Consider the following 23,885-nt stretch of genomic DNA (forward strand, 5'->3'; position numbering starts at 1 on the left):
GGCCGTGCGAGATCTGGGAACCACTGGTGAAACCGGCCCGATGCCGCTGGGCGATGGTCGGTCCGACCAAGCTCCCCGGCGTGCGACCATCGGCGATCGCCCCAGCCCCCGAATGGACCTTCGGGCGCTCTTCGGCCTGGAGGCGGGGCACTGGGCGTGGCGGACCGCGGTGCACGCCACCGTGGCGATGACGGTCTCCTTCGCCCTGGCCACGATGCTCTTCGGCCCCCAGCTCGGCACCCTGGCCGCGCTCGGGTCCATGACCGTCCTGTACGAGAAGAAGACGCCCTACTCCTACCGCGCCGCCGCCCTCGCCCTGGTGGGGTTGGGTTTCGTCGCCGCGGTGACCTTCAACTCCCTGGCCTCGTCCTTGTCCCCTTGGGCGGCGGTGGCCTCCATCGGTCTGACCGCCGGCGTGAGCACATGGGTCTGCGCGGCCTGGCGGGTGGACAAGCCCGGACCGATGTTCTTCGTCCTTGTCGCCACCATCTCCACCATCGCCCCCGGCGGGGTCGCCGAGGTCCCCCTGCACGCACTCATCGCCGCGCTGGGCGCCACGGTGGGCTGGACGGTCTCGATGTCCGGTGCCCCGTTCCGGTCCCGTCGTCCCGAATACCACGCGGTGGCCGAAGCCTTCCGGGAACTGGCCGCCCTGCTGCGTTCCGTGGGCACGCCCGAACTCGACCACGCCCAGCACCAGGCTTCGGTGGCGGTGGCCGAGGCCTGGCGGATCGTGTTGTTGGGGCAGACCCGGGGTTACAGCCCCACCCCCGAGGCGGCCCGCCTGCGCGCGCTGCTGCGCTGGGTCTCCGACGTCCATCTGGCCGCGACCCAGGTGTGCATCGCCCGAACCACGCCCCTGCCGGCCCAGGCCGCCGAATTCGCCGAGCGGCTGGCACCGGCCGTCGCCGACCCCTCTCAATCCCCCGACCCCGAGTCCCTGCACGAGTTGCGCCGTGGGATGCGGCCACGCTCGTTGGAGTCCCGCCTCTACGGCCTGTTGACCAGGACCGCCCAGACCGCTCGTCGTAGCGCCGAGGACGAGGACGTCGAGGACGACCATCGCTCCGCCGGCCTGCACGACGAGCGTTACCCGGCCCTGGCGAGCGCCCTGCGCTCCAGCCTGAGTTCGGAGTCCCTGATCCGGCCCACCGCGCTGCGCATGTGGCTGACGGTGACCGCCGCCGGGATGTTCGGTCTATGGATGGGGCTGGACCACTACTACTGGGTGGCGCTGACGACCACCTCCGTGTTGCAGGCCGGCAACGTGGCCCTGGCCTTCAACCGTTCGGTGCAGCGCTCCCTGGGCACCCTGCTGGGTGTGCTGGCCGGGGTGGGACTGCTCATGTTGAACCCACCGCTGGCCGTGGTGATCATCCTGGCCGGGTTGTTCCAGGGCACCACGCAGCTCGTGGTGGCCCGCAACTTCTTCTACGCCTCGATCGTGTTGACCCCGATGGCGCTGATGCTGTCCTACACGGCCCAACCGGCACCCCTCGCCGACCTCGCCGAGTCCAGGTTCATCGACACCGTGGTGGGTTCGGTGTTCGGTCTGGCCGGGGCGCTGCTGCTGTGGCGCAAGGCTTCGGCGACCCGCCTGCCACAGGCCATCTCCAGTGTGCTGGAGCGCACCCGCCAGTGCATGATGGCGGTGTTGGACCAGGACTCGGAGATCACCGAGGAGCACCGGTACCGGCTACGCAGGGACATGCGCGCGGCCACGGTGAGCCTGCGGGGTGTGTACGAGAGCGCCCTCGGCGACGCGCCCCGGGCGGCCTCCACCCGACCGCTGTGGCCGGTGGTGGTGGCCACCCAGCGCATCGGTTACCTGGCGCTGGCCGCGCTCTCCCAGGACCGCGGCCCCGATCCGGTCGGCGTCATCACCCTGCAACGCGTGGACCTGGCGTTCGGCGAACTCATCTCGGCCATGGAGGAACGGCGGACCCCGCGGCTCGGCGCGCTGCCCAGGCTGCCCGCCTACCCGCGCATCAACATGGAACTGCGGGCGCTGGCCACCGCCATGACGACCGCGGTGGCCCAGGACGAGAGGTCGGCCCGACAGGAGGCCGAGCGGCGGGCCCACCGTGAACAGCGTCGCGCCCAGCGGGACGTGGACGCCGACCTGTAGCGGCCTCGGCGGGCCCGCCGGGCTCAGTCCTGGTCGAGGACCGCGAACGCCCGGACCGGGAAGGCCGCCACCGCGCGCACCTTGGCCGGGACCGCGTGGAAGGTGAACCCCTCGGCGGGCAGCCGGTCGAGCAGGCACAGGTGGCTGACGATCGGCACCCCCGCGGTGAGCAGGGTGGCCTGGGCCGGACGGGACCCCTCGGTGGCCGGCGAGGTGTCGTCGACCCCGATCGAGTCGATGCCGACCAGGGTGACCCCGGCCTGGACCAAGGTCTTGGCGGCCGTCTCGGTCAGGTGCGGGTGGTCGTGGCCGCCGTAGGTCTCGGTCCGCCAATGCCGGTCCCAGCCCGTGCGGAGCAGAACGGCGCGACCGCGCAGGTCCAGCCCGGCGAAGGCCTCGGGTCCGATCCGTCGTCGAGCGGTGGCGTCGACCACGATCCCGGGCAGGCAAGCGACCCGGTCCAGGTCCAGATCGGCGGGGTCCGCGGCGTCACGGTAGGGGTGGGCGGGGATCTCGACGTAGGTTCCGGTCGCCCCGACCATCGAGACCCTGCCGCTACTGTCGCCGTGCCCGGGGACCCCGCCCGCGACGGTGGTGCTCTCCTTGATCACGGGTTCGGGCAGCCCGGGGCAGGTGCTCATTCCGTCGGTGATCTGGTGGCTGACGTCGACCAGTTTCGGCATGGCTGTGCTTCCTCGCTCGTATCCGTCAGGAGGGCCTCTGAACCGGGCCAGAGGTCTAGACCACGACCCTAGCGCGCATGGCACAGGTCACGACAGGGGTTGAGGACCCCGATCGAACGGCATCCGGCCCCCGCTAAGCTCGTAGGCACCGCGGCGGACCGTCGACCCCCGACCGTCCGCGCACCCCCACAGCAGATTCACCCGCCGAGAAGGGGCGACTCCATCGTGTCAATGTACGGAGCGGCCAAGGCCCTCGTCGCGCCCGCCAGCCGCATGGTGTGGCCCCAGCGCGTGGAGGGCGTTCACCACGTCCCCACGAGCGGCCCGGTGATCCTGGCCGTCAACCACCTGGCGCTGATCGACCCCCTCTTCGTCGGTGTGGCCTGCCCTCGACCGGTCCGCTTCATCGCCAAGCAGGAACTGTTCGACGAGAGCACCTTCGTGAAGCGGATCATCGCGCGAGCCCTGCGGGCCCTGGGCCCGCTCTCGGTGGACCGCCGGCCCGGCCAGAGCTCCCAGGAGGCCATGGACAACAGCCTGGCCGTCCTGGAGAGCGGCGAGGTGTTCGGCATCTTCCCCGAGGGCACCCGTTCTCCCGACGGCCGCCTCTACAAGGGACAGACCGGGCTGGCCTGGTTGGCCCTGACCACGGGGGCGCCGGTGGTCCCGGTCGCGCTGACCGGAACCGAGCGCATCCTGCCGCCGGGGCGCAAGGTCCCCTCCTTCAACCGGGTGGGGCTCCGTTTCGGCGAGCCGGTGGACCTGTCGCCGTGGCGGGACAAGGCGCACAAGGCCAAGCCCCGCCGGGAGGCGACCGACGCGATCATGGGAGCGATCGCCAAGCTGTCCGGGCAGGAGCAGGTGGCGCGGTTCGCCGCCTCGGTCAAGGCGGAGCTCGAACAGGGGTGATTTTCCCCACAGAGTTTCCGGGGCTCATTCGCCCTTGACGAGACGTTGACCCGAAGTCGAGGGCCCTTTTTCAAGCTCGAATCCGCGCCCCGGCCTGGCTTTCGAGCACACGAGCCCCTCGGGTCACTCTCGCTTGTCCCATCGGCGAGAGAAGAATTCCCTACCCTTATAGTGGGTTTTCCCGGTGGCCACACCGGATAGATTAGGCAAGCCTTACCTTTCGATGGCGTCCGACCCTGGCGCGAAGACTTGGAGCTGTGCGATGACGCGACCACTGCGAGTGGGAATCGTGGGTGCGGGCCCGGCGGGCATCTACGCCGCGGACCTGCTCACCAAGGACGAGACCCTGTCCGCGTGCGGCACGTCCGTCAGCATCGACATCCTCGACAAGCTGCCCTCGCCGTACGGCCTGGTCCGTTACGGTGTGGCCCCCGACCACCCCCGGATCAAACAGATCCAGGGTGCGCTGCACAAGATCCTCGACAAGCCCCAGGTCAGCTTCTACGGCAACGTCGAGTACGGCGTGGACCTGAAGCTGGAGGACCTGCGCCGCCACTACGACGCGGTCGTCTTCGCCACCGGCAGCGACCGCGACCGACCCCTGGACATCCCCGGCGTGGACCTGCCCGGCAGCCACGGCGCCGCCGACTTCGTCTTCTGGTACGACTCCCACCCCGACGTCAACCCCTCCTGGCACGTGGAGGGCACCAGTGTCGCGGTGATCGGCGCGGGCAACGTCGCCGTCGACGTCGCCCGTATCCTGGCCAAGGACGCCGACGACCTGCTCTCGACCGACATCACCGACAACGTCTACGAGGGTCTGCGCGCCAAGCAGATCACCGACGTGCACGTGTTCTCCCGCCGTGGCATCGCCCAGTGCAAGGCCACTCCTATGGAGTTGCGCGAGCTGGACAAGCAGCCCGGTGTGGAGGTCCTGGTCTACGCCGAGGACTTCGACATGGACGAGGGCAGCCTCCAGGCCTGCGATGACTCCAACCAGGTCAAGACCAACGTCAAGGTCCTGCAGAACTGGGCGATCCGGGACGAGCGCGGATCCGAGCGCCGCCTGCACCTGCACTTCCTGCACGCTCCCGCCGAGATCCTGGGCGAGGACAAGGTCACCGGGATCCGTACCGAGCGCATGGAGCTGACCGGCGACGGCAACGTCAAGGGCACCGGCGAGTTCGTCGACACCGAGGTCCAGGCCGTCTACCGCGCCATCGGCTACCTGGGCTCGCCCCTGGCCGACCTGCCCTTCGACGAGGAGCGGGGCGTGGTCCCCAACTCCGAGGGCCGGGTCCTGGACCTGGACGAGAACCCCATCGACGGCGTGTACGCCACCGGTTGGATCAAGCGCGGCCCCGTCGGCCTCATCGGCCACACCAAGGGCGACGCCCTGGAGACCGTCACCAACCTGGTCGCCGACCGCGACTCCTTCACCCCCGCCACCGAGCCCGACCCGGTCTCCTTCCGGGCCCTGCTCACCGAGCGCGGTGTCGAGTACACCACTTGGGAGGGTTGGCAGCGCATCGAGGCCAAGGAGGAGGAGCTGGGCGCCGAACGCGGCCGCAAGCGCCTCAAGCTGCTCAGTCGTGAGGAACAGACCAGCGTCGCACGTCAGGCTTAGCCTCGCGCGTGATTCCCGGCCGGTCCCGCGCCCCTCTGCGGGACCGGCCCTTGCCCTTTACCCACCCTTGGCGCTTCTGGCACCGTGAGATTGCACATTCGGCTCTCTCCCGGTTCGTGGAACAACTGCCCGGACCGATGGGTTAGAGTCACTGTTGGTCGGTGTGGTAGCAAGTGTCCCCCGGGCCTCAACTATTGCCTTCGCGGAATACCGCGTCCGGCACCCGCCCCTCGGGGTGGGACGGACCGGACGGCCAGGAGCCCCGTTGTGCCCCGCGCCGAGAGGCGACCGCCATGCCGACCATCAACCTCTTGCCCCGCTCCCACCGAAGTGGGAGTGGGGCATCTTGGTCTCTCCCGGAAACGCAACGAAGGACGGTCAGGCGTGGACGATTGGTCCCCCCGACAGCCGGATTCCTCCGGACCGCCCGACGATCGGTCGGACGGTGACGGCGCTCTGCAGCCGCGCCCGGAGAACCCCTATCGCATCCCCCAGCGGCCATCAGGGGCTCGTCCCAAGGACTCTGGGGGCTTCGGGTTCGGGCATCCGCGTCCCGCGGACCCCGAGCCGGGTGAGCCCGCCACCGAGGCATGGGAAGTGCCGCGGGAGACCGGTGAGACCCAGGACCGCGAGAGCGTCGCCGAGCCGGCCCTCGACCACGGTCCCCGCCCCTGGGACGTGAGCCCCACCGATCCCGTGTCCCAAGATCGCGAACGGCCCGCGGAGAACTCCTGGGACACCGCCGACCGTAGCTCGTGGGACACCCCGGGCGACGGCTTCGAAGAGCCTCGGGAGGGTTCCACCGAACCCGTGTGGGAGAGCCCGACCTCCGCCGGCGAACCCGAGCCCGGCGCCGCCGGCTGGGGTCTGGCCCCCGAACCACCCTCCGGTCAGGACAGCTGGGACCACGGCCACGTCGCGGAACCGGAGCCATGGAACGCCCCGCCCCCCGAGGCGTCCTGGGATCAAGCACAGAGCGGTCGAGGCGACTCGCCCGAGCGGCCCGCGTGGGAGGAATACGGCGGACAGGCCGGCGACCCGCGCAGGCTCTGGGGCGAGGAGACCTTCCCCGAACAACCCGCCGAAGAGTGGGGCGGCCCCGCCCAGAGTCCTTCCTGGGAGCACCGGTCGGCCTCCGGAGCAGGCGAGGAGCGGTGGGGCACCCCGCCGGAGGCGGAGTCCGCCCCCGGCGAGCGGGGAGGCCCCGTCGAACCCGTACAGGAGCAGTGGGGCGCGCCGAGCACCGGCGCCCACACAGGATCGGGACAGCACGCAGGGTCGGGACGGTCCACCCCGGAACAGCCCTCCATCGAGTCCTGGGAGACGCCCTACCGCGGACAGCCCACCTACGGGGGCGACACCCCCTACCCGGGTTCGGCCCCGCTCGGGCCCGAGGAGGGGTCCGCCCCGCGGGCGGACCAGCAGGGTCAGGGATACGAGTACCTCTACAGCGGTCCGGGTGGCCAGGGCCCCGGCGGGCCCGGCGGTCCCCAGGGTCCGCACGGCCCCGATGACGGTGACGGCTACTACGACGACTCCTACGACGCCGGGCCGCCGAAGAAGAAGTCCCGTCGCGGGCTGCTCATCGCCCTGGCCTCGGTCGTGGTCGTGCTGGCCCTGATCGGTGGTGGCGTGGGCTGGTACGTCTACACCCTGCCCGAGCCCGAGGAGGCCACCGGCGAGTACGAGGCCGCTTGGGAGGAGCAGGACTTCGCCCGTCTGGCCGCCGTCACCACCGGTGACGACGCCGAGGCCATCCTCGGTGGGATCGACGCCGGGCTGGGCGTGGACGGTGTCGACGTGGAGATCGGCACACCGGTCACCGACGGTGGCACCGGCAGCGCCTCCTACGAGGTGACGTTGTCGCTGACCAACGCCTCGGACTGGGGCTGGGAGGGCGAACTCCCGCTCGTGCGCGAGGACGGTGAGTGGTGGGTCGACTTCTCACCCGAGGTCGCCTACCCCGGGCTGGGCGAGGGTCAGGTGCTCGCCCGCACCGCCGTGTTCGGTGAGCGCGGCCAGATCCACGCCGCCGACGGCACCCGGCTGGACACCCCGGACACCTCCGGTTCGCTGCAGATGATCGTCGGCACGCTGGGCGAGGCCGACGAGGACGACATCGAGAGATTGGGCCCGGCCTACAACATCGGTGACACCGTCGGTAAGAGCGGGCTCCAGCGCACCTACGAGGAGCGCTTGGCCGGTGAGGCCGCTACCACCATCCTGATGGTGGACGCCGCCGAGGCCGAGGACCCCGACTCGCTGGAGGCCACCGAGGAGAACACCTTGGCGACCCTGGACGGGTCCGACGGCGAGTCGATCACCACCAGCGTCGACATGGGTGTCCAGAACGCGGCGTCGAACGCCATCATCGACGCCGACGACCCGGCCGGGTTGGTCGCGATCCGCCCCTCCACCGGGGAGATCCTGGCCGCGGTGAACGTGCCCGGTGGGTTCAACCGGGCCTTCGAGGGCCAGTACGCGCCCGGTTCGTCGTTCAAGATCGTCACCTACAGCGCACTGTTGGACAACGGTCTGTCCACCGACGCCACGATGGACTGCCCCAAGGAGTACGAGCTGGGCGGGTGGCCGTTCCGCAACGCGGGCGACGCCGAGTACGGCGAACAGTCGGTGACCGAGGCGTTCGCGACCTCGTGCAACACCGCCCTGGTGCACGAGATCGGTGAGCACCTGAACCCGGAGACGTTGCTGGCCAGTGCCGAGCAGTTCGGGATGAACAAGTCGCTGGACATCGGTGTGGCCACTCACGAGCCGAGCTTCCCGCCGGTGGACAGCACCACCATGATGGGCGCGCAGGGCATCGGTCAGGGTCAGATCCTCACCTCGCCACTGCACATGGCCACGGTGCCCGCGGCGGTCGCCGACGGTTCATGGCGCCACCCGGTGCTGGTGACCGAACCGGCTGCGGAGGAGCTGCCGGAGCCGACCGCCATCGGCAACGCCGAGGCGCTGCGGCCGATGATGCGCGCGGTGGTCACCGACGGCACCGCCAAGGGCGTCGACTTCGAGGGCGAGGTGTACGGCAAGACCGGCACCGCCGAGTACGGGACCGCCGAGGACGCCGACGAGGACGACGAACTGCCCAGCCACGCGTGGATGGTCGGTTACAAGGGCGACGTGGCGTTCGCCGTGGTGGTGGACGGTGGTGGAGGCGGTTCGGCCGTGGCCGGTCCGCTGGCCGCGAAGTTCACCAACGCGCTCTAGGTGTACTGAGCCGAGGGCCCGCCCGGTGATCCGCTCCCTGGGAGATGGACTGGAAATCCGGTTCCATCGACCGGGGAGCGGCCCCATGGGAACGGCTGACCTGCCCATCTCCCCACACCAGGTCGCGGCGGGACCCGGCGACCGGGACGAACGTGTCCGCGCCGACCGTCGGCCCAGGGGCCTGGCCGGGTGACGGAAGGGCGCGGGTCCACAATGCGTCGCCCCGATGCCTTGGCCGCGAGGCCAGGACCTGTCCGAGTCGGGCGAGCACGCGCGGGGCCGCCCCCGAGTCCGGCGACGGCCCCCTCTGCACCCAGGGTCAGCGGGCTTCGGTTCCTCCGGGCCGACTCGTCTGGAGCCTTCGGTCGCTGACGGAATCGGACCGCGACGAGTTCCCCCCTCCCGTGGCCACCTACCGGCCGGCCGACACCACCACGCACTTCGCAACCTCCTACACGGGTCCACGAGAATCCCTCCGTGCTCGGGCGGGCAAGGACGAGCACAAGGGCGTGGCGTGGATTCGTTGTTCGCCCGGAACAGGCTCGGCCCTCGAACCCGCCGACCGACCAGGGACGAGAGTGCCCGTTTCGAACGGCCGGGCGGTACGGGAGCCCCATATGTGCCCGCCCTCGACCATCAGAGCCGTGTCCGAGTCGGGCTTTTTCGGCTACGAGGACGAGTTCATCCCCCACACCACTGTCGCCCCTTCGACGCGCAAGAAGGAGGACGGGATTACTCCAGAGAGAGTTATTATTACTTTGTGCAACTCTATAATTACATAACGTTATCGGCAGGGGTGTTCGGGAATTCCAACCTGTGGCGCCGAAAGGGCTTCGCCGACCGAGGGTCGACGGAGCAGGCGCCCGGACCGGCAGGGTGTCGGTCCACATGGGAAGGGCAAAGCATGAACCGCAAGACTGTCGCTCGTATCGCCTTCGCCGCTGTCGTCGCTCCGACCCTGGCCTTCGGTGCTCCCGCCGCCGCGATGGCGGACAGTTACTTCTCCGCCGAGTCGACCGCCGCCGGCTTCAAGGGCGCCACCAGCAACAGCGTGAAGGCCGTGGCTGTGGACGGTGACCACAAGCACGGCGGTGGCTCCTACTACGAGCACGACTCCAGCGCCGCCGGCTTCAAGGGCGCCGCCAGCCACAACATCACGAGTGCGGCCAACTGACTCTGACCCTGCCGGGCGCGGCGCGTCCCGAACCGCCGCGCCCGGCCACGCACCGGAGGAAGAGGTAGCACCAATGCCCTCAGTAAGAGGAGCGCTGTGCGTGGGTATCGCGACACTCGGCTTGACGGTGGGCGCGCCCTCACTGGCGATGGCCGACGCGGGTTTCCAGCACGACTCCAGCGCCGCGGGGCCGGAGGGCGCCACCCTGAGCGTGGTTCGCAGTCACGTGAGCGATGACGGAAACGTGAGCTACGAACGTGTGACCTACACCGCTGGGCCTGAGGGCGCAGCGGTGGACCGGGTCAACAGCATGGCCGAATGAACCATCACGGCCAGGGCGGGCAGTCATCGACTGCCCGCCCACATGTGTCCGAGCCAGGAGCCCGACCGCGCACACGGCTGATCGCACGAACGGTGAGCGGAAGGAAGAGATGCGCCACCATTGGAAACCCATACTCATGGGAACGGCTCTGACGTTGTGCTGCGCGGGTGTGACGGGCGGAGCACACCCCGACACGACCGGCACGAACCCGGGTGCCACGCTCCCGGTCGCCCAACCCGGCGTCACCGGCGAATGGCCGCCGACCTGGCTCGAAGCCTCGTCGACGCAGGCGTGGTCCGAGGCCGAGGAGGAGACCGTGCACCTGGTGAACCAGGAGAGGGCCCGAGGCGGCTGCGATCCGGTCGAGGTCGACGAACGCCTCGCTCGGGTCGCTCTCGAACACAGTCGGCACATGGCCCGACAAGGCACGGTCACCCACGTCGGTTCCCAAGGCCGCTCCTTCACCGAACGGGCCAAGGCGGCGGGTTACGACCGGCCCTCGGGCGAGGTCACCGCAGCCGGCTACGACACGGCCGCGGAGACGGTGCGGACCTGGATCGAAAGCCCGGGGCACCGAGAGGTGATCATGAACTGCGACTCGGTGGACACCGGTGTCGGAGTGGTCACCGCCGAGGACGGCGTCTACTGGACCCAGGTCTTCGGCTTCGGCCCCTGAGGCCGCCTCCTGCCACGGAACGGCCGTTGCGCCCGCACACACCGCGTCTTCCGTTCGCGGTCGGGTTCACCGACACTCTGAAGCCGACACGCGTGGGGGAAGGTTCCGTCGACCGACGGGACCTTCCCCCTACGTTCGAGAGCCGGCCGGTTCCTGCCGTGGTCGCCCGAAGGGCCCCGCTCCGGCACACGGTGCCCCGAGCGCGACGCCGGGTCCGTTCGGCGAGCCTCGGCGGGCGTGGGACCCGAGACGCTACCCGACCGGGTCGGCGGGCTCGGCCGGTTCGTCCACGGTCTCCCCCTCTGGGACCGGGTCCGACACGGTATCGGTGCCCTCGCTGTTCTGCGAGGTTCCGGTGGATCGTGGCTGCTCCGGTTGTGGGGCGCTCGGTGTCAGAACGAACAACAGCACCAAGAGCCCCGCGGTGACCGCCGCGATCAGGGCACAAGCCACCCATGGTCGCCAGCTCTGTAACCCCGGGTCGGCCGGGACGTCCGGGTCCTCGGTTCCGAAGGCCTCAAGACGGCCGGCCAGCTCCGGAGCGTCCTCGCTGAGTTGTTTCTCGATCTCGGCGAGAATCCTGCGTTCGTGTTCTCTCAGGGACATGGCACCCTCCTCAGCCGCCGGGGGAAGGACTGTGTCGTCGCCGGGTGCTAACAGTCTCCCCCAGGCGGGCCGCCCTTATCCAAGCGTCCACAGGATTTTCCTGGTCCCTTTTCATCCGATTCGTGAAATCGGGGCGAGAGGCCCGTTCCCGCGAGGGTCATAGGTCCTGGACCGACGGGGAAGGAGGTCCTCAACCGGGGTAGCACTCGACCTCGGTGGCCTTGACGCCGGCCCAGACCTCTTCGCCCCGGGCGAGCCCGAGTTCGGCCAGGGCCGCCGGGGTGATGTCGGCCGCCAGGGACAGCCTGCCCTCCAGGTGCACCCGCACCTGGTCGCCGAATCGTTCGATCCCCTCCACCCGTAGCCGCCACATGTTGCGCGGGCTGCCGTGCGGGTGCTCCTGGTACAGGGCCACAGAGCGCGGCGGAAAGGCCACCAGGACGGGCCCGTGGCGCGCCTCACGGGTCTCCACCCTGGGAGGTTCTCCCCCACCGTCCGTGTCCAGGGTGACGGTGCTCTCCCGCGCCCGGCCCCGGAACAGGTTGAGCCCCACCAGTCGGGCGACGTATGTGGTGCGGGGGCGGCGCGCCACCTCGGCCGGAGTGCCCTCCTGCACCAACCGGCCCTCCTCGATGACGGCGATGTGATCGGCCAGCACCATGGCGTCGAGCGGGTCGTGGGTGACCAGGACCGTCACCCCCTCGAACTCCTCCAGCAGGCGCCTCAGGCGTGAGCGCACCGCCACCCGGGTGCTGGCGTCCAAGGCGGCCATGGGTTCGTCCATCAGCAGCATGCCGGGACGCACCGCCAGGGCACGGGCCAGGGCGACCCGTTGGGACTGGCCACCGGACAGTCGCCGGGGTCGGGAAGCGATGTGGTCGGCCAGGTCCATGTGCTCCAGCAGCGCGCGAGCGTGTTCGCGGGCCTCGACGCGCCCCACGCCCTGGCAACGCGGCCCGAAGGCGACGTTGTCGAGAGCGCTCATGTGCGGGAACAGCAGGTAGTCCTGGAAGACCATGCCGATGGGGCGGTGTTCGACGGCCGTGGCGGTGTGGTCGTCGCCGTTCAGGCGGATGTGCCCGCCGGTGAGCGAGACCAGACCGGCCAGGGCGCGCAGGGCCGAGGACTTCCCCGCCCCGTTGGGTCCCAACAGCGCCAGGACGCGTCCGGGCGGGCAGGAGAGGTGGACGTCCAGGTCGAACGAACCTCGGGTCAGTCGCAGGTCGGCGTCCAGGCCCGGACGCGGAACGGGATCGGGTTCGGTCGGGGTGCGGGTGACCGGGGCGGCCATCAGGAGTTCACCCACCTCTCGCGCAGGGTGGCCAGGACGGCCAGGGAGACCAGGAGCAGGACCAGACTGAGCACGATGGCGGCCTCGGGATCGCGTTGCATGGCCATGTAGACGGCCAGCGGCATGGTCTGGGTGGTTCCGGGGAAGTTCCCGGCGAAGGTGATGGTGGCACCGAACTCGCCCAGGGCGCGCGCCCAGCACAGGATCGCGCCCGCGCCGATGCCCGGCAGCACCATGGGCAGGGTGACACGGGTGAAGACGGTGACGCGGCTCGCACCCAGGGTGGCGGCGGCCTCCTCATAGCGTCGGTCGGCGCCGCGCAACGCCCCTTCGACACTGATCACCAGGAAGGGCATGGCCACGAACACCTGGGCGATGACCACGGCGGCGGGGGTGAAGGGCAGGGTGAGTCCGAACCAGGCGTCCAGGTATCGTCCGACCAGCCCGTTGCGGCCCAGGACGAGAAGCAGGGCCACACCTCCGACCACCGGTGGGATGACCAGGGGGATGGTGACCAGTGCGCGCGCGAAGCGACGGCCCGGAAACTCTGTGCGCGCCAGCAGCCAGGCCAACGGGACGCCGAAGATCAGGGAGACGAGGGTGGCCACCGTGGCGGTGGACAGCGACAGCCACAGGGCGGCCAGTACCTCGGGCTCGGTGACGCGCCGGACCATGGTAGACCAGGGCGCGCGCACGAGCAGCCCGGCGAAGGGCAGGATCAGGAACGCCAGGCCGGTCAGGGCAGGAAGGACAAGGATCCAGGGCACCCGCCCCGACCGGGTGCGCGGGGCGCGCCGGTCGGGGCGGGGCGTGAGGGCGGTCATGGCGTGCCGAACCCCGCGTCCCGCAGGACGGGGGCACCCTCGGTGGTGACGAAGTCGACCCAGACGGCGGCCAGGTCGGGGTCGCCCGAGGCGGAGAGAACACCGATCGGATAGTCGTTGATCGCCTCCTCGGACTCGGGAAAGTCCAGGCCTCGCACGCGGTCCCCGGCGGAGATGACGTCGGTGGCGTAGACCAGACCGGCGTCCACCTCCCCCAGTTCGACCTTGGTCAGGACGGCCCGCACGTCCTCTTCGAGGGTGACCGGGGTGATGTCCAGGTCGGCGGCCTCCAGCGCGGTCGCGGTGGCGGAACCACAGGGCACCTCCTCCGAACAGAAGGCCACGTCGACGTCGTCCTCGGCCAGGTCGTCAAGGCTCTCGACGTCGGCGGGGTTGTCCGGCGGCACGGCGATCCGCAGGTTGTTGGTGGCGAAGATCCGACCACCCTCACCGTTCTCGGCGGCCCAGTCGGCGTCCAGGCCCTCGCCGGCCACGACCTGGTCCATCGTGTCGGTGTTGGCGGCGGCGAACACGTCGGCGGGTGCGCCGGAGTCGATCTGTTGGGCGAGCTCGCTGCTACCGGCGAAGTTGAAGGTGACCTCCACCCTCGGATTCTCCTTCTCGAAGGAGGCGGCGATCTCCTCGAACACGTCGATGAGGGACGCGGCGGCGAAGACGGTGAGTTCACCACCGGGGGCGGCGCCGTCGGCCCCTCCCCCGGCCCCTTCGTCGGTGTCGGTGGTCCCACCCGAGCAGGCGGTCAGTGCCAGGACGAGTGCGAACGTGGCCGCGGTCGGCCCTTGGGCGACACGCCTCGCACGGGGGGCGCGGGTGGTGGACTCACGCATGGTGTTCTCCGCTGGTCTCGACGACGACGTTGGTGGACTTGACGACGGCGGTGGCCACGCTCCCGACCTCCAGGCCGAGTTCGTCGGCGGCCTCACGGCTCATCAGGGAGACCACCCGGTGCGGTCCGGCCTGGAGTTCGACGGCGGCCATCACCTGGTCGCGGACCACACTGGTCACCAGTCCCCGGAAGCGGTTGCGGGCGGAGGAGACGCGACGGCCGGGGTCATCATCGGCGCCGGCCCGCATGAAGGAGGCGAGTTCGGCCCCGTCGAGGTTGCGGCGTCCGGTGGCGTCGCGTTCGGCGGCCAGTTTCCCCGAGTCGACCCAACGTCGGACGGTGTCGGCGCTGACCCCGAGAAGCTCGGCGGCCTCACTGATCTGGAAGGTGGGCATACGAAGAACCTACTAGTCGCATAAGCAAGGGCGAAATGGAGATTCCGCTAGCAGATCATAACTTTTCACTCGTTCTTCTGGGGCATGAACCGATTCCGCGCACATGAGAGGGGCCCGTCCCCCGGAAGGGGAACGGGCCCGTCGTGTGTTCCGACGACCGGATCAGCTGCGCACGTCGGCGACCTCGCCGACCGGGCCCTCGGCACGGTAGTCGTCCAGCGCGGTGACCACGTAACCGGCACCGTCCTCCATGGGATCGGTGTCGGTCAGGGTCGACCCACCGGTCATGCCGACCAGGTTGTCCGCGGTCAGCGCCGTGCAGTAGGCGTCCTCATCCCCGGACTCCAGAGCCTGGACGGCCTCGGCCGACAGTCGGTACAGGGCGTAGAAGCGGGCGTCCTCGATCTCGCCCCACTCCACCTCGACGCCGCGATCGACGTTCTGCGCGGTCACGTCGTCGACCGCGCCGACCAGGGGCTCATCGCCCTCGGGGTTCTCGATCACCGGTGGCAGGGCGGCGTTGGCGTAGTGGCCGTCGAGCAGGTGGTCGACCACGTCGCCGTTCTCGCGCAGGTTCTTGATGGAGAAGTAGATGTCACCGGAGACCTCGTCGAGTTCACCGGAGTAATCGAGTTGGTTGCTCAGGGCGTCGTCGCCGGTCCAACCGTCCTCACCCAACCGGTAGGCGCCCTGGCCGACGTACAGGTCGACGTCGGTGCCCTCGACCTCGTTCGACCACCAGTCGGTCATCGCCTCGTAGTCGGCGGTCTCGAAGCCGCGCTCCCAGTAGAGCTGGGGGGCGATGTAGTCGACGGTGCCCTCCTCGATCCAGGTGCGGGTGTCGGCGTACTGGGCGTCGTAGGACTGCAGTCCGGAGCTGGGCGAGCCGGAGGAGTCGGTGCTGTCGTTGCGCCAGATGCCGAACGGGGAGACACCGAAGCTCACCCAGGGCTTGCTCTCCTGGATCCTTCCGTGCACGTCCCGCATGAGCTGGTCGACGTTGTCGCGCCGCCAGTCCCCACGGTCGTCGAAGTCGCCCCCGTGGGCCTCCCAGCTGGCGTCGTCGTCGAAGGTCGCGCCCTCCTGCGGATAGGGGTAGAAGAAGTCGTCGAAGTGCATGCCGTCGACGTCGTAGCGGTCGACGACGTCCATGATGACCTCGGTGACCCACTCGCGGACCTCGGGGTTGCCCGGGTCGACGTAGGCCTCGGTGCCGAAGTCCACCAGCCACTCGGGGTTCTGCTTGACCGGGTGGTCGTCGGCGAGGTTCTCCACGTCCGGGTCCTGCAGGCCCACGCGGTAGGGGTTGAACCAGGCGTGCAGCTCCAGACCGCGCTCGTGCGCCTCCTCGACCGCGTATTCCAGCGGGTCGTAGCCGGGGTCGCCGCCCTGTTCACCGGTGAGGTAGCGGGCCCACGGCTCCAGTTCGGAGTCGTAGACGGCGTCGGCGGTGGGGCGGGCGTGCAGGAAGACGGCGTTGAGGCCCATCTCCACCGAGTCGTCGAGCCAGGCGTCCAGTTCGGCCTTTTGTTCCTCGGCCGACAGGCCGGGCTCGGAGGGCCAGTCGATGTTGCGCACGGTGGTCAGCCACGCTCCGCGCATCTGACGCTTGTCGTCGTGGGCCTGGCAGGAGACGGGGGCCGCGATGCCCTCGCCGCCCGGCTCGGGGGCATCGTCGGAGGAGGGGCCCTGGCCGTTGGCGGAGCAGCCCGCCAGCAGCACGGTGGCCGTGGCCGCGATCGCCGCCCACCGTCCCCCGGCGCGCGGCTTGGTCAGGGCCCGTGCCATGGATCGCATCAAGTTCTCCTTCGGGGATGTCCGCGCGTCGCCGTTCGGCCTGGCGCCACGCCGGGACCCAGATTAGGGCAAGATGTCAAGTTTCGGATACGATTCGGCCAATGTGTGGATAACATCGCACAGGACGTACCACGGGAATGTCGTCCCAGGTCAATGGAGCACCCCGAGGACGGACGCCCGGACGTGCCCGCTCCCCGGGCGAGGTTCTAGACTCGGGTCCCGTGAACGCAGTGCAGAGCCCACCCGAACTCTTCGTCCATACCGTCCCGTTGCGCGACCACGTCGGCGACCTGATCGACCGGCTGCCGGAGGGGACACCACTGGCCTGGTTGAACGGAGACGACGGCCTCGTCGCGTGGGGTCGGGCGGCACGCTTCGAACCCGAGGTCGCCCCCGAGGGCACCGCCCCCACCGACAACTCCCGCATCGGGCAGGCGGCCCGATGGTTCGCCGACCTACTGGACAACGCCCGGGTCGAGGACGAGGTGGGGCTGCCCGGCACCGGCGCGGTCACCTTCGGCACGTTCACCTTCGCGCCCACCTCCGCCGGTTCGGCGCTCGTGGTGCCCAGAGTGCTCATCGGCAGACGCGGTGACCGCACCTGGTTGACCACCATCGGCGACGAGCCGGGCGAACACCCCGAGCAAACACTGCGCACGGTCACCGAACCACGCCCCGTGGGCTCCCTGAAATGGAGACCCGGGTCCCTCACCCCGCAACGGTGGAAGGACGTGATCACCTCGACGGTCACGCGCATCAAGGCCGGCGAACTCGAAAAGGCCGTCCTGGCCCGCGACGCCCACGCCGAGGCCGAAGCGCCCTTGGACGTGCGCATGCTGCTGAAGCGCCTGCACGCCCGCTTCCCCGACTGCTTCACCTTCTCCGTCGACGGCATGGTCGGGGCGACCCCCGAACTCCTGCTGCGGGTGGAGGGTAGTGAGTTCGATTCCCTGGTGCTGGCCGGTACCCGCCCGCGCGGAGATGACGAGGGATCCGACCTGCGTCTGGGTCAGGAGATGATGACCTCCGCCAAGGACGTGGAGGAACACGCCTTCGCCGTGGACTCACTGCGCGCCTCCATGGAGCCGCTCACCCAGGAACTCACCGTCCCGGACCGGCCGCACCTTCTCAAGCTCGCCAACGTCCAGCACCTGGCCACCAGTGCCCACGCGCGTCTGGCGCCCGGGGTGTCGGCCCTGGACGCCGTGGCGGCGCTGCACCCGACCGCCGCCGTGGGCGGTACCCCCACCGAGGCCGCCATGCGGCTGATCGCCCGGACCGAGGGCATGGATCGTGGCGGATACGCAGGCCCCGTGGGCTGGCTGGACGGAACGGGCAACGCCGAGTGGGGCATCGCCCTGCGCAGCGCACGCGTGGACGGGGCGAGCGCACGCCTGTACGCGGGCGGTGGGATCGTCGCCGGGTCCGACCCCGAGTCCGAACTCGCCGAGACCGAGGCCAAGTTCCGTGTGATGCGCGAGGCCCTCACCGACCCTGGGACGTGAACCGGCCCCGGTCCTCCCCCACGACGGAGAGACCGGGGCCGGTGGTCGGTGTCGGTTACGCACCGCCGCTGGGGCGCCGCGCAGCAGGGTAGGTGTTCGCGGAACACGCCCTAACGCTTCGTCCCACCCGTCGCCCGCCACCACCCTCAACGGACGCCTTCGGCACAGCCGTTTCGGGTGCTCGGGCGGGTGTCAGTTACCGACGTCGCGGCCGCCCTTGTGCCAGGCGCACACCACCGACGGGCGCGGGAAGTCGCCGTCGGGCCAGACACTGGTGGGCTCCTCGACGGTGCCGTTCTCACCCGGGTGTTGCGGGGCGAGGAACACCGTCTTCTGGTCCTGGGAGATGAGCGGACCACAGGTCTCGGCCTCGACCGGGACGGTGGCGAAGGTCCGCAGCTCACCGCGGAAGCGACCCTCGACCGGCATCACGTGCAGGGCGTCGTTGGTCTGCAGGGTGCCCGGCTGACCATCGGTGGAGATCCACAGGTTTCCGTGCTTGTCGAACGCCAGGTTGTCGGGGGCCGAGATCGCCATGACCTTGGACTTGTCGAAACCGGCGTAGTACGTGGAGTCGTCCTCCGGGTCGCCGCACACCAGGGGCACGACCCAGGTGAACGTGGTGGCCGCGGAGTCGGCGCCGTCCTCGATGATCTCCAGGACGTGACCGAACTTGTTGGGGCCGCGGGGGTTGGGCTCGTCGGCCTGACCCGGTTCGCGGGAGGTGTTGTTGGTCAGCGCACAGTACACCTTGCCGGTGACGGGGCTGGGCTCGACGTCCTCGGGACGGTCCATCTTGGTGGCGCCGACCTTGTCCGCGGCCAGGCGGGTGAAGATGAGCACCTCGGCCACGGAGAACCCGTCGACGAAGCTCTCGGAGTCGGTGCACAGCGCGGTCCACTCGCCGGTGCCGTCGAACTCTCCGTCGGAGGGCAGCGTGCCGGTGCCGTCGATCTCCTCGGCGGGGCTGTTGCCCTCCAGCCGCGCCACGTAGAGCGTGCCGCTGTCCAGCAGCGTCATGTTGTGCTTGTGCGAGCCCTCGACGTACTTCTTGTCGCTGACGAACTTGTACAGGTAGTCGAAGCGCTCGTCATCGCCCATGTAGGCGGCCACCCGGCCGTCCTCGGTGATGTTGACGTTGGCGCCCTCGTGCTTGAAGCGGCCCAGCATGGTGCGCTTGACCGGGGTGGAGTCGGGGTCGTGCGGGTCGATCTCCACGATGTACCCGAAGCGGTGGGCCTCGTTGGGGTGCTCGGCCAGGTCGAAGCGCTCGTCCACCCGGTCCCAGCGGCGACCGGAGTAGTCACTGGAAAAGCCGTAACGGGCGTAGGACTCGGTGTCGGGGGCGCCAACGAAGTACTGGTTGAAGTTCTCCTCGCCGCTGAGGACGGTGCCCCAGGGCGTCATTCCGCCGGCGCAGTTGTTGAGCATGCCCAGCACGTTCACGCCCTCGGGGTCGGCGTCGGTGCGCAGCAGCTCGTGCCCGGCCGCCGGACCCGCCACCCTGAACGAGGTCTGATCGGTGATACGACGGTTGAAGGGACGCTCGCCCTCGGTGATCAGCTTCCACTGACCGGTGCCGTCGACCCGCTCCAACTCCACCACGGAACCGCCGTGCGCGGCCATCGCGATCTTGATCCACTCCGGGTCGGCCGACTCACCGTCAGTGTACCCGGCGAACATGATCTCTTCGTTGGTGTACTCGTGGTTGACCCACAGCAGACCGTGGTCGTCGTCCAGGGTGAAGAAACCGACGTAGTCGCAGTTGTAGCCGAACTGCCGGGCCTGCGCCTGAGCGGTCTGGTTCGCGAAGTCGAACTCGGGGGCATCGGGAAGCACCGGGTCGCCCCAGCGGACTATGACGTGGTGGTCGTAGCCCTCGGGGACGGTGATCTCGTCACGGTTGTTGGGCAGCACGGTCTTGAACGTGGGGCGCGGCGCGGGATGCGGGCGGTTCGGTCCGCGGTCCGCCGCGGCCGGGCTCAGGGCGGCCACGCCCAGGGAGCCCGCGCCGGCACCGACCAGTGCCCCCTTCAGGGCGGAACGGCGGGACAGTACGCCCTGGAAGATGTCGCCGAAGTAGGCGTTTTCGCTCTTGTTGGGGGCGGGGTGGAAGCAGGCGTTGCCACAGCGGTACAGGCACGTCTTCGCGGATCGACCACCGCCGACACCGCCGATGAGCGGCAACAGACGGCGGCGGGGCGCGGATTCGGGCACGCGTTCTCCTCGGAATGGGTAACTGCTCCGCGGTCCCGAGGGGGCTTGCGGGGCTCCGCTCGGGGGTGCGGAGTGGTGCGGGCAGTGGGTCCTGCCGGTCGTTATCGACCTTGGCCGAGGTTCCACACGTTCGGGTGAAACCGGTGTGAACGCCCCTACAACTCCTCTACACGGCTGAGGTCATCCCACATAGAGCAGTAGTACGAACACCCACGGTCGGACCTCGTGGTGATCCTCGCCTACCCGTTCCGCCACGTCCACATGCCTCGCCCAGGTGGGCAGGGTCACGATCCGGTCATCCCGTCGAGTTCGTCCGCCATGCCCTCGGCGTCGGGGCCGTCGACCGCGCAAAGGAACTCCGGCTTCGCGGCCGGGGTCATCCCGTGCCCGTTCTCGTTCGCCCGGGGCGAGGCCGGCCCGCTCAATCGAAGAGCCGCCCGATCAACGCCCCCTGGCCGGACCGCCACACGTGCGCGGCGGAGAGGGGAACCCAAAAGCACTCGAACCTGATGGGTTCGCCCACTCCGTCGTCCTCCTCGGCCGAGGACCAACGTTCCGGGACCGGGCCGTCCACCGCCGGTTCGAAGACATGGCGGCGCTGGACCTCGAACCGGTAGGGGTGAGTTCGTACTCCACCACGCCGAGCGGGCGCACCACGCGCAGCCCGTCCAGACCGGTCTCTTCTCTCAGGCCTCGCGCAACGCCGCCGCCTCGGGGGCCTCCCCCGGCCGAACCTCCCCGCGGGGACCTGAAGACCCACATCCTCGGGGCGTGGTCCACGTGCCGGAACACCAACAGGTGTCCCTCCCGCGCTACGCAGCACAACGCCTTGTCCCGGACCATCCGTTCGCCCACTCGGCGACCCGGGCGTGTTTCGTCCTGGAGTGGGCTGTTCTGTCCTGTGGTCACACCTGGCTCCTTCGTTCGCCGTCCTCGATGAGGAACCCGAGTGCGTAGGCAGGACCGTTTCCCGTGTGCCACCCTCAGGGAACATCCATCGGTAACGCACCATGGCCCGGATGGGGAAATCGCCGAAAGCACCACGGCAAGGTGATGAGGATGGCTACCGTGAGCAACGAGAACGATCCGACCACCGAAGGCAGTCACGTGTCCGCTCCGACAGTCTCCCCGCAACGAGAGTCAGAGGTCACCGACGGCGTGGTCATCCCCATGCCCCCACAGGACGGTTTCACCGCCGAGGACCTCGACCGCATCCCGGATCTTCCGCCGCACACCGAACTCATCGACGGAAACCTGGTGCTGGTGAGCCCGCAGAAGCTGTTCCACATGCTCGTCCTCGAACTATTGGGGGACGCACTGAAAGCACACGCACCTGGAGACCTGCGTCTGGCGAGAGAGTTCTCGGTCAAACTCGACGAACGGCAACGGCCGGAGCCGGATCTGATGCTGGTGCGAGCAAACGCTTTCCGGGAACTGGACCAAACGTGGTTTCCGCCGGAGGTCGTCGAACTGGCGGTGGAGGTGGTCTCCCCGGAATCGGAGATCAGGGACCGGGAGCGCAAACCCCAGCTCTACGCCCGTGCCGGTGTCCGATTCTTCTGGCGGATCGAACGGGATGGGAACGACGCCGTGCTCTACGAGTACGAGAAGGACCCGGCCTCTCCCTCCGGTGGCTACGGCAGGCCGACCATCCACCGGGGAACCCTCAAGACCTCCGTCCCGGTGAAGTTGGAGTTCGACCTGACGGACATCCTGCACCGTTGACCCAAGTGACGAAGGGGAGACATCGACCTCCGATGTCTCCCCTTCGTCACGTCGCCCCGACCCGGGTCAGAACGTCCCGGCCACAGCGGTGTCGACGGCGTCCTGCAGCCGGCGGCGCAGGGCCGCGCTACCGGCGCGTTCGGTGCACACCTCGATGATTCGCAGGCTCTCGCCCAGAAGGGCCTTGGGCAGGTCGGTGGCCCACTCCACCCGGGTGTAGGGCAGGTCCGACAGGGCGGCCACCCTCTCCATGGACACCCCGTGCGGGGTGCCGAACACTCTCTCGAAGTCCGGATGGCCGGCCTGTTCGAGACCGGAGAAGATTCCGCCGCCGTCGTTGTTGACCACCACGATCGCCAGGTCCGGGCGCGGCTCACCGGGGCCGATGATCAACCCGTTCTGGTCGTGCAGCAGCGCCAGGTCGCCGAGCAGGGCGTAGGTTTGCCCCTCCCCCTCGCTCTGATGGGCCAGCGCGGCACCGATGGCCGTGGACACCGTCCCATCGATGCCGCTCACGCCCCGGTTGCCCACCAGACGCACCCCGCAACGGGGGTGCATGGTGGCGTCCAGGTCGCGGATGGGCATGCTGGAGCCGGCGAACAACAGCGAACCCGCGCTCATCTGCGAGGCGAGGTCACGGGCCAGACGCGGCTCGGTCAGGGTCTCCTCGGCGTCCAGTACCCCGTCGACGGCCGCGCGGGCGGCGGCCTCGGCGCGTTCCCAGGAACGCGACCAGTCGGTGCACGCCGACTCGTCCCGGTTCGGTCCGTTGGGCGGGGCGACCGCGGCGACCACGTCGGTGGCGGTACGGGCGGGGTCGGAGAAGTCGTTGAGCATGCTCGCCGCGGGGTCACCGACCGTGGCGGCGGTGACCACCACGTGCCGTTCCGCGCGGCGGAGGTAGGCGAGGATCTGCCGGGAAAGGTTGGGTTTTCCCACGCTCACCACGAGTTCGGGGGTGTGGGCGTCGGCGAAACCCGGCACGGCCAGCAGTTGCCGGTAGGTGGAGACCGCGCCCGAGCGGCGGGCGTTGGAGGTGGGTTCGGCCAGCAGCGGCCATCCGGTCAGTTCCGACAGCGCCAGGAACGGCACCGGGTCGTAGTCGCCGTCGCCGCAGACGATGACGCCGCGTTCGACGTCGGGCAATACGTAGGGCGCGGGTTCGGTACGCGGGCCGGGCCGTGAGATCCAGGGGCGACCGTCGGCGCGTCCGTCCAAGGGCTCGGTCCACTCAGGGCCGCCACCGGTGGGCTGATCGGGGGTGAGGGGGTCGCGGAAGGCTACGTTGAGGTGGACGGGTCCGGGGCGTCCGCCCTGGGCCGCGGCCCAGGCACGACCGCTCAGCGAACGCCAGTAGGCGACCATGCCCGGCGCGTGGTCGGGGGTTCCGACCTCGGCGAACATGCGCACCGCACCGCCGTACAGACCGATCTGGTCCACCGTCTGGTTGGCGCCGGTGCCGCGCAGTTCCGGGGGCCGGTCGGCGGTCAGCACCAGCAGCGGCACCCCGCTCTCGTCGGCCTCCATCACCGCCGGGTGGAAGTTGGCGGCCGCGGTGCCGGAGGTGCACACCACCGCCACCGGGCGCCGGGAGGCCCGGGCCAGCCCCAAGGCGAGGAAGGACGCGGAACGTTCGTCCACGCGCACGTGGACACGGATCCCGGGGTGCGCGACCAGCGCCAACGCCAGAGGGGTCGAGCGCGACCCGGGCGCGACGACGGCCTCGGCCAGTCCGCAGCGGGCCAGTTCGTCGACGAGGACCCGCGCCAAGGCGGTAGACGGATTCATGCAAAGTCTTTCGTTCGTCGAGGTGTCGACCCAGTATCACCGCGCGACCGGACCGCATCGCACGGCGCCCCGTATCCGTGACGGCCACGCTCCCACGCGCGTGTGCGTCGCCGGGGCCGCTTCCAGTGAACCCCGTTCGGGCGCTC

General features: G+C 69.7%; 19 protein-coding genes. 9 read left to right on the forward strand and 10 right to left on the reverse strand.

The window, feature by feature from the left end:
- Positions 1–40: 40 nt before the first annotated feature.
- Positions 41–2,128, forward strand: a complete 2,088-nt coding sequence (locus ABZ717_RS03905; protein WP_358505423.1) for an FUSC family protein — start codon at positions 41–43, stop codon at positions 2,126–2,128.
- A gap of 23 nt (positions 2,129–2,151) precedes the next feature.
- Here ABZ717_RS03905 and ABZ717_RS03910 read toward each other — a convergent pair whose 3' ends face one another.
- On the reverse strand, positions 2,152–2,811 hold the full coding sequence (locus ABZ717_RS03910) for a cyclase family protein (RefSeq protein ID WP_358505169.1): 660 nt from the start codon (positions 2,809–2,811) through the stop codon (positions 2,152–2,154).
- 225 nt (positions 2,812–3,036) lie between these two features.
- On the opposite strand from ABZ717_RS03910, the gene ABZ717_RS03915 reads away from it, so the two are divergent.
- From ABZ717_RS03915 to ABZ717_RS03940, 6 genes are all read left to right on the forward strand, one after another.
- Positions 3,037–3,720 (forward strand): lysophospholipid acyltransferase family protein, encoded by a 684-nt coding sequence (locus ABZ717_RS03915; protein WP_358505172.1) that lies wholly within the window; start codon positions 3,037–3,039, stop codon positions 3,718–3,720.
- 280 nt (positions 3,721–4,000) lie between these two features.
- Positions 4,001–5,347 (forward strand): FAD-dependent oxidoreductase, encoded by a 1,347-nt coding sequence (locus tag ABZ717_RS03920; RefSeq protein WP_358505426.1) that lies wholly within the window; start codon positions 4,001–4,003, stop codon positions 5,345–5,347.
- A 384-nt stretch (positions 5,348–5,731) separates the two neighbouring features.
- On the forward strand, positions 5,732–8,572 hold the full coding sequence (locus tag ABZ717_RS03925) for a penicillin-binding transpeptidase domain-containing protein (RefSeq protein WP_358505175.1): 2,841 nt from the start codon (positions 5,732–5,734) through the stop codon (positions 8,570–8,572).
- Positions 8,573–9,476: 904 nt separating this feature from the next.
- Positions 9,477–9,746, forward strand: coding sequence for a hypothetical protein (locus ABZ717_RS03930; protein WP_358505177.1), 270 nt, complete (start codon positions 9,477–9,479; stop codon positions 9,744–9,746).
- Between the two features lie 100 nt (positions 9,747–9,846).
- Positions 9,847–10,068, forward strand: a complete 222-nt coding sequence (locus tag ABZ717_RS03935; RefSeq protein WP_358505180.1) for a hypothetical protein — start codon at positions 9,847–9,849, stop codon at positions 10,066–10,068.
- Positions 10,069–10,204: 136 nt separating this feature from the next.
- Positions 10,205–10,744, forward strand: a complete 540-nt coding sequence (locus ABZ717_RS03940) for a CAP domain-containing protein (RefSeq protein WP_358505182.1) — start codon at positions 10,205–10,207, stop codon at positions 10,742–10,744.
- Between the two features lie 252 nt (positions 10,745–10,996).
- Here ABZ717_RS03940 and ABZ717_RS03945 read toward each other — a convergent pair whose 3' ends face one another.
- The 6 genes from ABZ717_RS03945 to ABZ717_RS03970 form a co-directional block, all read right to left on the reverse strand.
- Complete coding sequence (locus ABZ717_RS03945; protein WP_358505185.1) at positions 10,997–11,350, reverse strand: DUF3040 domain-containing protein; 354 nt, start codon at positions 11,348–11,350, stop codon at positions 10,997–10,999.
- A 190-nt stretch (positions 11,351–11,540) separates the two neighbouring features.
- A complete protein-coding gene (locus ABZ717_RS03950; RefSeq protein WP_358505188.1) occupies positions 11,541–12,641 on the reverse strand; it encodes an ABC transporter ATP-binding protein in 1,101 nt (366 codons plus the stop codon).
- A complete protein-coding gene (locus ABZ717_RS03955) occupies positions 12,641–13,465 on the reverse strand; it encodes an ABC transporter permease (RefSeq protein ID WP_358505190.1) in 825 nt (274 codons plus the stop codon). Before ABZ717_RS03955 ends, ABZ717_RS03950 begins: the two co-directional genes overlap by 1 nt.
- Positions 13,462–14,313 (reverse strand): molybdate ABC transporter substrate-binding protein, encoded by an 852-nt coding sequence (gene modA / locus ABZ717_RS03960; protein ID WP_358505193.1) that lies wholly within the window; start codon positions 14,311–14,313, stop codon positions 13,462–13,464. Before modA ends, ABZ717_RS03955 begins: the two co-directional genes overlap by 4 nt.
- Positions 14,306–14,707, reverse strand: a complete 402-nt coding sequence (locus tag ABZ717_RS03965) for a TOBE domain-containing protein (protein ID WP_358505196.1) — start codon at positions 14,705–14,707, stop codon at positions 14,306–14,308. Before ABZ717_RS03965 ends, modA begins: the two co-directional genes overlap by 8 nt.
- A 162-nt stretch (positions 14,708–14,869) precedes the next feature.
- Complete coding sequence (locus ABZ717_RS03970) at positions 14,870–16,504, reverse strand: family 10 glycosylhydrolase (protein ID WP_358505199.1); 1,635 nt, start codon at positions 16,502–16,504, stop codon at positions 14,870–14,872.
- 221 nt (positions 16,505–16,725) lie between these two features.
- Here ABZ717_RS03970 and ABZ717_RS03975 point away from each other — a divergent pair, with 221 nt between their 5' ends.
- Entirely contained in the window at positions 16,726–18,009 is a 1,284-nt protein-coding gene (locus ABZ717_RS03975) for an isochorismate synthase (protein WP_358505202.1), read from the forward strand.
- Positions 18,010–18,201: 192 nt separating this feature from the next.
- Here ABZ717_RS03975 and ABZ717_RS03980 read toward each other — a convergent pair whose 3' ends face one another.
- Together ABZ717_RS03980 and ABZ717_RS03985 are read right to left on the reverse strand one after the other, a co-directional pair.
- A complete protein-coding gene (locus ABZ717_RS03980; RefSeq protein WP_358505204.1) occupies positions 18,202–20,226 on the reverse strand; it encodes a PhoX family phosphatase in 2,025 nt (674 codons plus the stop codon).
- Between the two features lie 441 nt (positions 20,227–20,667).
- Entirely contained in the window at positions 20,668–21,069 is a 402-nt protein-coding gene (locus tag ABZ717_RS03985) for an NUDIX domain-containing protein (RefSeq protein ID WP_358505429.1), read from the reverse strand.
- 216 nt (positions 21,070–21,285) lie between these two features.
- Between ABZ717_RS03985 and ABZ717_RS03990 the strand changes: the two genes are divergently transcribed.
- The gene (locus ABZ717_RS03990; RefSeq protein WP_358505207.1) at positions 21,286–21,951 is read left to right on the forward strand and encodes a Uma2 family endonuclease; all 666 of its coding nucleotides are present in this window, start codon (positions 21,286–21,288) and stop codon (positions 21,949–21,951) included.
- Between the two features lie 66 nt (positions 21,952–22,017).
- On the opposite strand, the gene menD is transcribed toward ABZ717_RS03990, so the two are convergent.
- Complete coding sequence (gene menD, locus ABZ717_RS03995) at positions 22,018–23,739, reverse strand: 2-succinyl-5-enolpyruvyl-6-hydroxy-3-cyclohexene-1-carboxylic-acid synthase (RefSeq protein WP_358505210.1); 1,722 nt, start codon at positions 23,737–23,739, stop codon at positions 22,018–22,020.
- Between the last annotated feature and the right edge of the window lie 146 nt (positions 23,740–23,885).

It is taken from the genome of Nocardiopsis sp. NPDC006832 (assembly GCF_040635885.1).
GTDB lineage: Bacteria > Actinomycetota > Actinomycetes > Streptosporangiales > Streptosporangiaceae > Nocardiopsis.